The 13,133-nt window shown below is 71.3% G+C and carries 12 protein-coding genes; 7 read left to right on the top strand and 5 right to left on the bottom strand.

Going from position 1 to position 13,133, the window contains the following annotated elements; translation table 11 throughout:
* Positions 1–98: 98 nt before the first annotated feature.
* The gene (gene mdh, locus AB0I41_RS33150; RefSeq protein ID WP_357114933.1) at positions 99–1,049 is read right to left on the bottom strand and encodes a malate dehydrogenase; all 951 of its coding nucleotides are present in this window, start codon (positions 1,047–1,049) and stop codon (positions 99–101) included.
* Between the two features lie 102 nt (positions 1,050–1,151).
* Entirely contained in the window at positions 1,152–2,012 is an 861-nt protein-coding gene (locus tag AB0I41_RS33145) for a bifunctional methylenetetrahydrofolate dehydrogenase/methenyltetrahydrofolate cyclohydrolase (RefSeq protein ID WP_357114931.1), read from the bottom strand.
* Between the two features lie 414 nt (positions 2,013–2,426).
* Here AB0I41_RS33145 and AB0I41_RS33140 point away from each other — a divergent pair, with 414 nt between their 5' ends.
* The 5 genes from AB0I41_RS33140 (at position 2,427) to AB0I41_RS33120 (ending at position 8,132) form a co-directional block, all read left to right on the top strand.
* Positions 2,427–4,031 carry an ABC transporter substrate-binding protein gene (locus AB0I41_RS33140; protein ID WP_357114929.1) on the top strand — a complete coding sequence of 535 codons (1,605 nt, stop codon included), beginning with the start codon at positions 2,427–2,429 and terminating at the stop codon, positions 4,029–4,031.
* A 78-nt stretch (positions 4,032–4,109) separates the two neighbouring features.
* Positions 4,110–5,048 carry an ABC transporter permease gene (locus tag AB0I41_RS33135; RefSeq protein ID WP_357114927.1) on the top strand — a complete coding sequence of 313 codons (939 nt, stop codon included), beginning with the start codon at positions 4,110–4,112 and terminating at the stop codon, positions 5,046–5,048.
* Between the two features lie 72 nt (positions 5,049–5,120).
* Positions 5,121–6,077: an ABC transporter permease gene (locus AB0I41_RS33130; RefSeq protein WP_357114925.1), complete on the top strand. Its 957-nt coding sequence runs from the start codon at positions 5,121–5,123 to the stop codon at positions 6,075–6,077.
* 5 nt (positions 6,078–6,082) lie between these two features.
* Complete coding sequence (locus AB0I41_RS33125; protein WP_357114923.1) at positions 6,083–7,120, top strand: ABC transporter ATP-binding protein; 1,038 nt, start codon at positions 6,083–6,085, stop codon at positions 7,118–7,120.
* Positions 7,104–8,132 carry a dipeptide ABC transporter ATP-binding protein gene (locus tag AB0I41_RS33120; protein WP_357114921.1) on the top strand — a complete coding sequence of 343 codons (1,029 nt, stop codon included), beginning with the start codon at positions 7,104–7,106 and terminating at the stop codon, positions 8,130–8,132. The genes AB0I41_RS33125 and AB0I41_RS33120 overlap by 17 nt, the downstream gene beginning before the upstream one ends.
* 191 nt (positions 8,133–8,323) lie before the next feature.
* Here the strand turns inward: AB0I41_RS33120 and purH are convergent, their stop codons facing one another.
* Positions 8,324–9,895, bottom strand: a complete 1,572-nt coding sequence (gene purH / locus AB0I41_RS33115) for a bifunctional phosphoribosylaminoimidazolecarboxamide formyltransferase/IMP cyclohydrolase (RefSeq protein WP_357114919.1) — start codon at positions 9,893–9,895, stop codon at positions 8,324–8,326.
* A complete protein-coding gene (purN, locus tag AB0I41_RS33110; RefSeq protein WP_357114917.1) occupies positions 9,892–10,512 on the bottom strand; it encodes a phosphoribosylglycinamide formyltransferase in 621 nt (206 codons plus the stop codon). Before purN ends, purH begins: the two co-directional genes overlap by 4 nt.
* Before the next feature lie 178 nt (positions 10,513–10,690).
* Here purN and AB0I41_RS33105 point away from each other — a divergent pair, with 178 nt between their 5' ends.
* Positions 10,691–10,996 (top strand): CD225/dispanin family protein, encoded by a 306-nt coding sequence (locus tag AB0I41_RS33105; RefSeq protein ID WP_357114915.1) that lies wholly within the window; start codon positions 10,691–10,693, stop codon positions 10,994–10,996.
* A gap of 27 nt (positions 10,997–11,023) precedes the next feature.
* Complete coding sequence (locus AB0I41_RS33100) at positions 11,024–11,758, top strand: hypothetical protein (protein WP_357114913.1); 735 nt, start codon at positions 11,024–11,026, stop codon at positions 11,756–11,758.
* A gap of 155 nt (positions 11,759–11,913) precedes the next feature.
* Here the strand turns inward: AB0I41_RS33100 and AB0I41_RS33095 are convergent.
* Positions 11,914–13,133, bottom strand: a 1,220-nt coding sequence (locus tag AB0I41_RS33095; protein WP_357114911.1) for a DUF6350 family protein, incomplete at its 5' end; no start/stop codon positions are given.

Genomic DNA, 13,133 nt, shown 5'->3' with positions numbered 1-13,133 from the left:
GCGGGCGTAGCCGGCGTCCTCGGTGGGGCAGACGAAGATCCGGGCGACGACCTCGAAGCCGGCGGTGCCGGCGCGCCCCTTCGTGGGTCCAGGGTGGGTCACATGCTGGCGATGTCGCCCTGCTTGGCGCGGACGGCCTCGGCGGCCTCCTTCAGGCTGGCCAGCTCGTCGGCGTCCAGGTCGGTCTCGACGACCCGCTTGACGCCCTCGGCGCCGATCTCGGCCTCGACGCCCAGGTAGACACCGGAGATGCCGTACTCGCCGTCGACCCAGGCGCAGACCGGCATGACCTCGCCGGAGTCCTCCGCGACGGCCTTGGCCATCCGGGCGGCGGCGGCCGACGGGGCGTAGTACGCCGAGCCGGTCTTCAGCAGCGCCACGACCTCGGCGCCACCGTTGCGGGTCTTGACGACCAGCTCCTCGATCTGCTCGGCGGGCATCGCCTCGCGCAGCGGCTTGCCGTTCACCGTGCTCTTCGACGGCACCGGGACCATGGTGTCGCCGTGCGAGCCGAGGGTCAGCGTCTTCACCGACTTCACCGGTACGTTCAGCGCCTCGGCGACGAAGTTGGTGAACCGGGCGGTGTCCAGCATGCCGGCCTGGCCGAGCACCCGGTTCTTCGGGAACTGGGTGGCGAGCTGGGCCAGCGCGGTCATCTCGTCCAGCGGGTTGGACACGACGATGACGACGGCGTTCGGGGCGTACTTGGCGACGTTCTCGGCGACCTGGCGGACGATCTTGGCGTTCGTCGCCAGCAGGTCCATCCGGCTCATGCCCGGCTTGCGCGGCAGGCCAGCGGTGATCACGACGACGTCCGAGCCCTCGATGCCCTCGTAGCCCTCGCCGTTGGGGCCGGTGGTGACGCCGACGACCTTGGTCTCGAAGCCCTCGACCGCGCGGGACTGGTTGAGGTCCAGCGCGAGACCCGCCGGCTTGCCCTCCACGATGTCGGTGATCACGACCGTGTCGAAGACGTCGTACTCGGCCAGGCGCTGTGCGGTGGTGGAGCCGTAGAAGCCGGCCCCGACGACAGTGACCTTCTTACCCATGGTCGTCCCACTCCCTGCTACCAGTCGGTTTTCCGGACCGTATCAGCCATCCTGGCACCGATCGGGCCAGGGGCGGACGGTTATGACACCGATGGGCCCTGTTCAGCCCCGCTCGGCCCGTTCCACCACGTTGGTGAGCAGCATGGCCCGGGTCATCGGCCCCACGCCGCCTGGCATCGGGACCACCCGGCCGGCCACCTCGGCCACCTCCGGGTCCACGTCACCGGTGTACCGGCCCTTGCCGTCGGCGCCGATCACCCGGGTGATGCCGACGTCGACCACCGTCGCCCCCGGGGTGATCATGTCGGCGGTGAGCAGCCCGGGTACGCCCGCCGCGACGATCACGATGTCGGCGGCGCGGGTGTGCGAGGCGAGGTCGAGGGTGCCGGTGTGGCACAGCGTCACGGTGGCGTTCTCGCTGCGCCGGGTGAGCAGCAGGCCCAGCGGGCGGCCGACGGTGTTGCCCCGGCCGACCACGGCGACCGTCGCGCCGCGCAGCGGCACGTCGTACCGGCGGAGCAGCTCGACGATGCCGCGCGGGGTGCAGGGCAGCGGGCCGTCGTAGCCGAGCACCAGCCGACCGAGGTTGACCGGGTGCAGGCCGTCGGCGTCCTTGTCCGGGTCGATCATCTCCAGCGCGCGCTGGGTGTCCAGCTGGGCCGGGAGCGGCAGCTGGACGATGTAGCCGTGACAGGCCGGGTCGGCGTTCAGCTCGGCGAGGACGGCGTCGACCTGCTCCTGGGCGGCGTCGGCCGGCAGCTCGCGGCGGATGGAGGCGATCCCGACCTCGGCGCAGTCGCGGTGCTTGCCGTTGACGTACGCCTGGGAGCCGGGGTCGGCCCCGACCAGGACCGTGCCGAGACCGGGAGTGATGCCGCGCTCCGCGAGCGCCTTGACCCGCGTCCGCAACTCGTCCTTGATCTCCGCCGCGGTCGCCTTGCCGTCCAGGATCGTCGCCGTCACGTCCAGATCGTCTCACGGCAACGGGCCGTGGTCGGGTCGACGGCCAACGGTGACGATCCGTTACGTGGGTTTCATCACTCATAGTTACGACGTGTGGAGTTCACCACATGCTGGGACGGACAGCGAATCATGAAGCGCCACACAGCGGACAGCGGGCCGGCAACCGCGCAGGCCGCTCCCGAGCGCCCGAGAAGCCCGGGAAGCCCCGTTGGAAACCGACATTGAGCAGCACTTTTGCGGCTTCGCTCATAGCAGACGGGTCGGGGGCGGACAAGACCGGGGCGGGTCATCCGTTATCCGTTCGCAACGCTCTCGTTGCCGAACCGGCCGTGCGCGACCTACCGTTGCCGATTGTTGCGCAGCGTTACCCAGCGCCGGGCCTGACTGCGCAGCGTGAGGAGATGAGGAGACTCAATGCGAGTTCGTAGGCTTGCCGCCTGGACTGCTCTCCCGCTCGCGGTGACCCTGGGCCTGGTGGCCTGCGGCTCGGGCGGCGACAGTGGATCAGGTCAGAGCGACCCCAACGCGGCCGTGCGGATCGAGATCGCGGAGCCGCAGCACCTGGTACCCACCAACACCAACGAGACCAGTGGCTCCCAGGTGCTCGCCGCCCTGTTCAGCCCGCTGGTCGACTACGACGAGGCCAACAAGCCGTACGAGGTGGCGGCCGAGTCGGTGACGTCGTCGGACAACAAGGTCTGGACGGTCAAGCTCAAGGACGGCTACACCTTCCACAACGGCGAGAAGGTCACGGCCGACAACTACCTCGACGCCTGGAACTACGGCGCGTACGCCCCCAACGGCCAGAACTCGAGCTACTTCTTCGAGAAGATCGCCGGCTACGAGGACCTGCAGGGCGAGAAGCCGGCGGCGAAGACGCTCTCCGGGCTGAAGAAGGTCGACGACCTGACCTTCACCGTGACGCTGAGCGAGCCGTACAGCGAGTTCCGGGCCATGCTCGGCTACACGGCCTTCTACCCGCTGCCGAAGGCGGCCTTCTCCGCCCCGGGCGTGCTGGCCGAGGGCTACGAGCAGGCGCCGATCGGTCAGGGCCCGTTCAAGATCAAGGGCACCTGGCAGCACGACGCCAAGGTCGAGGTCGAGAAGTACGACGCCTTCCCCGGCGAGAAGCCGAAGGTGGCCGGCGTCGAGTTCCGGATCTACCAGCAGCTGACCGCGGCGTACGCGGACGTGCTCTCGGACAACCTGGACGTCATCAAGACCGTCCCGACCGAGAACCTGTCGACGGCCGCCACCGACCTCGGTGACCGGTTCCAGCAGAGCCCGGCCTCGTCGCTGCAGGTGCTGGCGTTCCCGACGTTCCAGAAGGAATTCAGCAAGCCCGAGGTCCGCAAGGCGATCTCGATGGCGATCGACCGGGACGAGATCACCAAGTCGATCTTCAAGAACTCGCAGCAGCCGGCCCGTTCCTTCGTCTCGCCGGTCGTGGCCGGCTACCGGGAGAACACCATCGGCGCGGCGGGCGAGTTCGACCCGGCCAAGGCCAAGGCCATGTACCAGGCCGCGGGCGGACCGTCCAAGATCGAACTGTCGTACAACGGTGACGGCGGCCACAAGGACTGGATCGACGCGACCTGCAACCAGCTCAAGGCCAACCTGGGTGTGGAGTGCGTCGGCACCGCCGAGCCCAAGTTCGCGGACCTGCTGACCAAGCTGAAGGCCAAGCAGCCGGTCGGCCTGTTCCGGATGGGCTGGGTCATGGACTACCCGTCCATGGAGAACTACCTGGGCCCGCTGTACAGCACCAACGGTTCCTCGAACTACTACGGCTACAGCAACCCCGAGTTCGACAAGCTGCTGGCCGAGGGCGCCAAGGCGCCGAACGAGGAAGAGGCGATCAAGAAGTACCAGGCGGCGGAGGACCTCCTGGCCGAGGACCTGCCGGTGATCCCGCTGCGGTACGGCCAGAACAACTTCGGGCACTCGACCAAGGTCAAGAACGTGGAGATGGATCTCTTCGACCGGGTCGACCTGCTGAAGATCGAGGCCGTCAAGTAACAGCGCTGGTCGGGTCGGGTCGCCACGGGTGACCCGGCCCGCCACGTCCTTTGCCCCTTTCCAGAGAGACTTCACAGTATGTTCCGCTTTATCCTGCGGCGACTGCTCCAGATGGTCCTCGCCTTCTTCGGGACCACGCTGATCGTCTACGCACTGATGTTCGCCGGCCAGGGCGACCCCATCCAGGCACTCGCGGGCGAACGCCCGGTCACCGCCGCCCAGCGGGCATACCTGACGCAGAAGTTCCACCTCGACCAGACCGGGGTGGGCGGCTTCTTCTACCGCTACTTCGACTACATCAAGAACCTGCTCCAGGGTGACCTCGGGCAGTCGCTGACCGGCCGCCAGATCGGCGACATCCTCGCCGCCGCCTGGCCGGTGACCGTCAAGCTGGCGCTCATCGCGATGGCCGTGACGATCCTCTTCGGCGTCACCGCGGGCGTGCTCGCCGGCATCCGCCGGGCCAGTATCTTCGACAACTCCACGCTGGTGCTGACCCTGCTGGTGCTCGGCATCCCGACCATCGTGCTGGCCCCGCTCGCGCAGTACCTCCTCGGCGTCAAGTGGCAGCTCTTCCCGCCGACCGCCGGCGCCGAGCCCGACCTGTACGCGCTGCTGCTCCCCGGCATCGTGCTCGGCTCGCTCTCGCTGGCCACCGCGCTGCGGCTGACCCGGACCTCGGTGGCGGAGAACCTGCGCGCCGACTACGTCCGGACAGCCCGCTCCAAGGGCCTGGTCAAGCGGCGGATCGTCAGCGTGCACGTGCTGCGCAACTCGCTCATCCCGGTGGTCACCTTCCTCGGCGTCGAGCTGGGCAACCTGATGAGCGGCGCGATCATCACCGAGGGCGTGTTCAACATCCCCGGCGTCGGCTTCAACCTCTTCCGGGGCATCCGCACCGAGGACGGCCCGCTGGTGGTGGGCATCGTCAGCGTGCTCGTCGTGGTCTACCTCCTGTCCAACCTGGTGGTGGACATCCTGTACGCCGTACTCGACCCGAGGATCCGCTATGAGTGAGCGCAGCGAACGAATCATCAACGCAGCGTGCATGGGCGCTCATGCCGGCACCGAGCGGAGCGAGGTGCGGGCATGAGTGACTTTGAAACTGTGGCGGCCACGGAGAACCAGGCCGCACGGCGGGGCGTGTCCGGCGAGCCCGGTACGCCCAGCCAGGTCGGCGCGCCGCGGAAGGCCCACAGCCTGGCCGGCGACGCCTGGCGCGACCTGCGCCGCAACCCGATCTTCTGGGTCAGCCTCACACTGGTCGTGGTGTTCGCCGCGATGGCCGCCGTACCCTCGCTCTTCACCGCCAACGACCCGCGCGACTGCATGCTCTCCCGGCAGCACGCCGGGGCGTCCGGCGGGGCCATCTTCGGGTACGACTTCCAGGGCTGCGACACGTACGCCCGGGCGGTCTACGGCGCGCGCGCCTCGCTGCTGGTCGGCGCGCTCTCCGCGCTGCTCACCGGCATCATCGCGCTGGTCGTCGGGATGCTGGCCGGCTACTTCGGCCGCTGGGTCGACGCGGTGCTCTCCCGCGTGATCGACATCGTGCTCGGCATCCCGCTGCTGCTCGCCGCGATCGTGCTGCTCAAGCGGGTGAGCAGCAGCAGCGACAACATCCGGCTGTTCGCAGTGATCTTCGTACTGGCGGTGCTCGGCTGGACCACCGCGGCCCGGGTGGTCCGCTCCTCGGTGATCACCGCCAAGGAGCAGGACTACGTGGCGGCGGCCCGGATGCTCGGCGCCGGCAACGGCCGGATCATGTGGCGGCACATCCTGCCGAACGCGCTCGCCCCGGCGATCGTGGTGCTCACCATCGCGCTCGGCTCGTTCATCGCCGCCGAGGCGACGCTGAGCTTCCTCGGCATCGGCCTCAAGGCCCCGACCATCTCCTGGGGCATCGACATCGACGCCGGCCGGGTGCACATGCGCGAGTCGGCGACGCCGCTGGTCGTCCCGTCCGCCTTCCTCGCGCTGACCGTGCTCGCCTTCATCATGCTGGGCGACGCGATCCGCGACGCCTTCGACCCGAAGCTGCGGTGAACCTCATGACCCAGTCCGCTGTGCACCCGACGCCGGCCTCCCCCACGCTCGAGGGCGGCCACCTGCTCGACGTCCGGGACCTGCACGTCGAGTTCCGTACCGGCGAGGGCGTCGCCAAGGTGATCAACGGGGTGTCCTACCACCTGGACGCCGGCGAGACCCTCGCCGTGCTCGGCGAGTCCGGCTCCGGCAAGTCGGTCACCGCCCAGGCGATCATGGGCATTCTCGACACGCCACCGGCGGTGATCCGTTCCGGTCAGATCCTCTACCAGGGCCGGGACCTGCTGAAGCAGTCGGAGGAGCAGCGCCGCCAGGTGCGGGGCAAGGAGATCGCAATGATCTTCCAGGACGCCCTCTCCGCGCTGAACCCGGTCTTCCCGGTCGGCTGGCAGATCGGCGAGACGCTGCGCCAGCGCGAGGGGATGTCCAAGGCGGACGCCCGCCGGCGCACCGTCGAGCTGATGGACCTGGTCCGGATCCCGGCCGCGGCCAAGCGCCTCGGCGACTACCCGCACCAGTTCTCCGGCGGCATGCGGCAGCGCGTCATGATCGCGATGGCGCTGGCCATGAACCCGAAGGTGCTGATCGCCGACGAGCCCACCACCGCGCTGGACGTCACCGTGCAGGCCCAGATCATGGACCTGCTGGCCGACCTGCGCCGGGACCTCAACATGGCGATGATCCTGATCACCCACGACCTCGGCGTGGTCGCCGGCGTCGCGGACCGGATCGCGGTCATGTACGCCGGCCGGATCGTCGAGCACGCGGACGTCCGCTCGCTGTACCGGTCGCCCTCGCACCCGTACACGAAGGGGTTGCTGGAGTCGATCCCGCGGATGGACGTACGCGGCCAGGAGCTGTCGACGATCAAGGGGCTGCCGCCGAACCTGATGCGCATCCCCTCCGGATGCCCGTTCCACCCCCGGTGCCCGTACGCGCAGCAGGTCTGCGTGGACGTGGTGCCGCACGACCTGGTCCTCGGCGACGGCCGGACCAGCGCGTGCCACTTCGCGCAGGAGGTCCGAGATGACAGCGCCCGCTAGCCCGACCAAGGTCCGGGGCGAGACCATCCTCTCCGTCGACAACCTGGTCAAGCACTTCCCGATCACCCAGGGCGTGCTGTTCCAGAAGCAGACCGGCGCGGTCCGGGCCGTCGACGGGGTGAGCTTCGAGCTGCGCCGGGGCGAGACCCTGGGCATCGTCGGCGAGTCCGGCTGCGGCAAGTCGACGCTGGCCCGGCTGCTGATGCGGCTGGAGACGCCCACCTCCGGCCGGGCCACCCTGGAGGGTAAGGACCTGTTCAAGGCCTCCGGGGCCGAGCTGCGCCGGCTGCGGCGCAACATGCAGATGGTGATGCAGGACCCGTACACCTCGCTCAACCCGCGGATGACGGTCGGCGACATCATCGGCGAGCCGTTCGACATCCACCCGGAGGCGGCCCCGAAGGGCAGCAAGCAGCGGCGGGTGCAGGAACTGCTGGACGTGGTCGGGCTCAACCCGGAGCACGTCAACCGCTACCCGCACCAGTTCTCCGGCGGCCAGCGGCAGCGCATCGGCATCGCCCGGGCGCTCGCCCTGCGCCCCGAGGTGATCGTCTGCGACGAGCCGGTCTCCGCCCTGGACGTCTCCATCCAGGCGCAGGTGATCAACCTGCTGGAGCAGCTCCAGGACGAGTTCGGGCTGTCGTACATCTTCATCGCGCACGACCTGTCGGTGGTCCGGCACATCTCGGACCGGGTCGCGGTCATGTACCTCGGCAAGATCGTGGAGATCGGCACCGAGGACGAGATCTACGAGCGGGCCACCCACCCGTACACCCAGGCGCTGCTCTCGGCGGTGCCGGTGCCGGACCCGGACGTCCGCAACGACCGGACCATCATCCGGCTCACCGGCGACGTGCCGAGCCCGGCCGACCCGCCGTCCGGCTGCCGCTTCCGCACCCGCTGCTGGAAGGCCCAGGAGATCTGCGCCACCCAGGAGCCGCACGCGGTCCTGCGCGCCGCCGATCCGCACCCCTCCGCCTGCCACTTCGCCGAGGTACGCCCCACCGCCTGACGGCGCAGGCACCACGGCGGCCCCGCACCCCTGAGCTGGCGTGCGGGGCCTCCTGCCGTTGAGCCGCCCGGATCAGGGCCGGACAACTCCGACGGTGCTCAGAGCGATCCGCGCGTGGAGCGTTCCGGAGTGGCGGCTCAACGCGGAGCGGGGCGCGACCGGTCGGCCGCGCCCCGCTTTCTCGCCACGAATCAGTGGAAGAAGTGCCGGGTGCCGGTGAGGTACATCGTCACGCCGGCCTCCTTGCAGGCGGCGACGACCTCCTCGTCGCGAATCGAGCCGCCGGGCTGCACGATCGCGCGGACGCCGGCCTCGATGAGGATCTTCGGACCGTCGGCGAACGGGAAGAACGCGTCCGAGGCACAGACCGCCCCCCGGGCCCGCTCGGCGCCGGCCCGGTCGACCGCCAGCCGCGCCGAGTCCACCCGGTTGACCTGGCCCATGCCGACTCCGACCGTGGCGCCGTCCCGGGACAGCAGGATCGCGTTGCTCTTCACCGCGCGGACCGCCCGCCAGGCGAAGGCGAGGTCCCGCAGGGTCGCCTCGTCGGCCGGGTCGCCGGCGGCCAGCCGCCAGCTCGCCGGGTCGTCGCCCTCGGCGTCGACCTTGTCCCGCATCTGCACCAGGACACCGCCGGTGACCTGCCGCCACTCCGCCGGCAGCGGGTCGAAGGCCGGGGCGTGCAGCAGCCGGATGTTCTTCCTGCCCTGGAGGATCTCCACCGCGCCGGGGTCGAAGCCGGGTGCCACCAGCACCTCGGTGAAGATCTCCGCGACCTGCCGGGCCAGCTCGACCGAGACCGGCCGGTTCGCGGCGATCACCCCGCCGTACGCCGAGACCGGGTCGCAGGCGTGCGCCTTGCGGTGCGCCTCGGCCACGTCCGCGCCGACCGCGATGCCGCACGGGTTGGCGTGCTTGATGATCGCCACCGCCGGCTGATCGGCGAAGTCGTTCGCGGCCCGCCAGGCGGCGTCCGCGTCGACGTAGTTGTTGTAGGACATCTCCTTGCCGTGCAGTTGCTCGGCCTGGGCCAGGCCGGCCGGGCTGGACGGGTCGGCGTAGACGGCCGCCGCCTGGTGCGGGTTCTCGCCGTAGCGCAGCACCGCCTGGCGGCGCAGGCTCAGCCCGGCGAACTCCGGCCAGCCGTCGGCGGCCGGCGCGAGGGAGGCGGCGAACCACTCGGCGACGGCCAGGTCGTACTCGGCGATGTCGGCGAAGGCGCGGGCGGCGAGCGCCCGGCGCTGGGCCAACGTGAACCCGCCCTCGGCGAGGGCGGCCAGCAGCGCCGAATACGCCGCCGGGTCGGTCACCACCGCGACCGAGGCGTGGTTCTTGGCCGCGGCCCGGACCATCGCCGGCCCACCGATGTCGATCTGCTCCACGCACTCGTCCTGGCTCGCGCCGGAGGCGACGGTGGCCTGGAACGGGTAGAGGTTGGAGACCAGCAGGTCGATCCCGGCGATGCCGTGCTCGTCGAGCTGGGCGGCGTGGGAGTCCTTGCGCAGGTCGGCCAGGAGACCACCGTGGATCTTCGGGTGCAGGGTCTTCACCCGGCCGTCGAGGATCTCCGGGAAGCCGGTCACCTGCTCGACCGGAGTCACCGGCACGCCCGCGCCGGAGATCGTCGACGCGGTGCTGCCGGTCGAGACGATCTCCACCCCGGCGTCGTGCAGGGCCCGGGCCAGCTCGACCAGGCCGCTCTTGTCGTAGACGCTGACCAGTGCCCGCCTGATCGGGCGACGCTCGCCCTGAGTGGAACTCACGGAACCGTGACCTTTCTTCCGGTGATCGTCCAACCTTCACGGACCAGCCGACCGACCTGCTCGACGAGCTGGCGCCGCTCGGCTTCCTTGATGCGCTCGGTGAGCGTCTCCTCGTCGTCGTCGTCGCGCACCGGCACGGCGACCTGCGCGACGATCGGGCCGGTGTCCATCCCGGCGTCGACGAAGAAGAGCGTGGCCCCGGTGACCTTGACGCCGTAGGCGAGCGCGTCGCGGGGGCCGTGGATGCCGGGGAACGCCGGCAGCAGGGTGTTGTGCGTGTTCAGGTAGCGGTCGCCGACGGCGGCCAGGAAGTGCGGGCCGACCAGCTTCAGGAAGCCGGCCGAGATGACCAGGTCGGGCCGGTGGGCGGCGACGTGCGCGGTGAGCGCGACGTCCCAGTCCTCCCGGGTCGGGTGGTCCTTGACCCGGTCGACGAAGGTCGGCACTCCGGCGGCGGCGGCCCGGTCGAGGCCGGCGATCCCGTCCCGGTCCGCGCCGACGGCCACCACCCGGGCCCCGTACGCGGGGTCGGCGGCGGCGTCGAGCAGCGCCTGGAGGTTGCTGCCGGAACCGGAGACGAGGACGACGAGGCGGGCGACGGACGCGGGCTCGGTCACGCGGCCAACCCTAGCGGGCTGGTCGGGACTCCCAGCGATCGGGCAGCGGCGATCGGGTGATCACGCGGGTGGCACGCACGCGATACGCTGCCCGTCGCTCGGTAACGGGCGTTACGCCCGCCGCCGCACCCTTCATCAACGATCAGGCACGGACAGTGCCGACGGAGCGAGGAGCACCATGCAGCCTGGTTACCCCAACCCCGCGCAGCAGCCGCCCATCAACAACAACATGACGATGTCCATCGTCGCCATCTTCTTCTTCTGGCCGCTGGCCATCCCGGCGATCATCAACGCCTCCAAGGTCAACCCGGCGCTCCAGCAGGGCGACTACGCCGGCGCCCAGGCGGCGGCGAACGAGTCGAAGAAGTGGTCGAAGTGGGCCATCATCATCGGCGTCGTCTGGCTCGTGATCGTCCTGCTGTGCTGCCTCGCCGGTGGTCTGGCCGGGATGATGGGGTCCGACACCAGCACGAGCAGCTACTGACCACCAGCCACTGAGGAGCATCGCGACATGCAGCCCGGACACCCTGGTCAGGACCCGTACGGCCAGCAGCACCCGCACGACCCGTACGGCCGGCCCACCTCGGGGCAGCCAGCCGGCCAGCCGTACGGACAGCCGCAGGATCCGTACGCCCAGCCCCCGCAGGCGCCGTACGGGCAGCAGCCGCACGATCCGTACGGGCAGCAGCCGCACGATCCGTACGGGCAGCAGCCGCACGACCCGTACGGACAGCCCCCGCAGGCCCCGTACGGACAGCAGCCGCACGACCCGTACGCCCCGCCGCCGCAGGCCCCGTACGGCCAGCAGCCCACCTCGGGCCAGCCGTACGGGCAGCCGGTCTCCGGCGACCCCTACGGCCAGCCCACCTCGGGCCAGCCCTACGGGGCGCCGGGCCAGCCGTACGGGCAGCAGCCCTACCAGGATCCGTACGGCCAGCAGGCCCCCGGCATGCCGGCCTACCCGAACGCGGGCTACCCGCAGCCGCAGGGCCAGCAGAACACGCTCGGCCTGGTGTCGATGATCCTGGGCATCGTCTCCATCCCGATGGTCTGCTGCTACCTCGGCATCCCGCTGGGCATCGCCGCTGTCATCACCGGATGGCTGGGCCGGCAGAAGGCCACCCAGGGGCTGGCGAGCAACAGCGGTCAGGCCCTCGCGGGTCTGATCTGCGGCGGCGTCGGCCTGGCGCTCGGGATCCTGCAGATCGTGGCGCTCCTCGTGGGCATCAGCATGCCGAACTCCTGAGTCGACACCCGGAAGGGGCGTCCCGGATCTCCGGGGCGCCCCTTCCGTCGTGCCGGCCCCTCGAACCCGATGCGAAGCGGGCCGTTCGGCGGGTCACGCCCGGGAACCTCGCGCGAGCCCGCACCCTGGCGGGGCAGGCGTGGACCGTGGTCAGGTCAGGCGCGGGACGCCCCGCGGGCGAGCATCCTGGCGGCGGCGGTCCCCAACAGCGCGCCGGCCGTGACCACCGCGGTGGAGACCGCGGCCACCTGCCAGGGCACCGGGCCGATCTCGGCCAGCCGGCCGCCGCCGAGCGGCCCGCCGGAGGCCGCGGCGGCGAGGCCGGCGAGCAGGCCGACCACCGGGCCGGCGAGCGCCGCCGGGCCGAGCAGTGCGGCCCAGTTCGGCGTTGCCCGCTCCTCCGCGTCGCGGAGCAGCCGCCGGGCGAGCAGCCAGCCCGCGGCCATCCCGGCCAGCACCGGCACCGCGAGCAGCGCCGCCCCGAACCCGTCGACCGGCCCGCTGGGCAGGCCGGCGAGCAGGGGTACGGCCGGCAGCGCGCCCACGGAGACCTCGCTGGTGCGGACCGCCGTGCCGGTGCCGACGGCGAAGCCCGGCCCGAGCAGGTAGGCGGTCGACCAGATCGTGGCGTTCGGCGCGTACCCCAGGCTGACCAGGGTGATGCCGGCCTGGCCGGCCACCCCGGTGCGGTACGCGCCGATCATGTCGGCCGCGTCGCCCCCGCCGGTCGCCACCGCCAGCCCGGCCGCGCCGGCCCCCGCGCCGAGCAGCAGCAGCCCGGCGACCAGCCCGGTACGTACCCCGTCGCGGAGCACCGCCGGTGCGCGCTCGGCGAGCAGGCCGGCCACCCCGGTGGTGCGCAGCGCCCCGACCAGCGCGGCGAGCGCGCCGAAGATCGCGTGGGTGACCCCGGCACGGACCGGGGAGATCCGCAGGCCGTCCGTGCTCACCAGCACCGCGGCGAGGGCGCCGAGCAGCCCGTACCCGAGGCCGACCGCGACCGCGGCGGTGAGTGCCTGCCGCGGCGAGCGCCCACCCCGCGCGCCCATGGCCCGGCTGGTGTGCACGCCGGCCCGGGTCAACCGCCAGAGCGCGAGCCCGGAGAGCAGCAGCGGGACGAGGCCGAGCGGGCCGGCGGTGGTCTGCAACGGCACCCCGTGGCCGAGCAGCCAGCCGGCCAGGCCGGCGCGCAGCGCACCGGCGACGGAGCCGGCGTCCTCGCTGAACTGGGCCAGCCCCAGCACCAGGGCAACCGGCAGGTACGACGTCAGCGCCGCCCAGCCGGCGGCGACCCCGGCGGCGACGGCGAGCGGCGCCCGCCCCACAGCGTGGTGCGGTTCCTGCCGGCCGGCGGCGGGGGCGGGGGCGGCGGCGG

Source organism: Micromonospora sp. NPDC050200 (assembly GCF_040656135.1).
Lineage (GTDB): Bacteria > Actinomycetota > Actinomycetes > Mycobacteriales > Micromonosporaceae > Micromonospora.
Note: the sequence above shows the minus strand (reverse complement) of the source record. Positions and strands in the feature narration are given on the sequence as shown.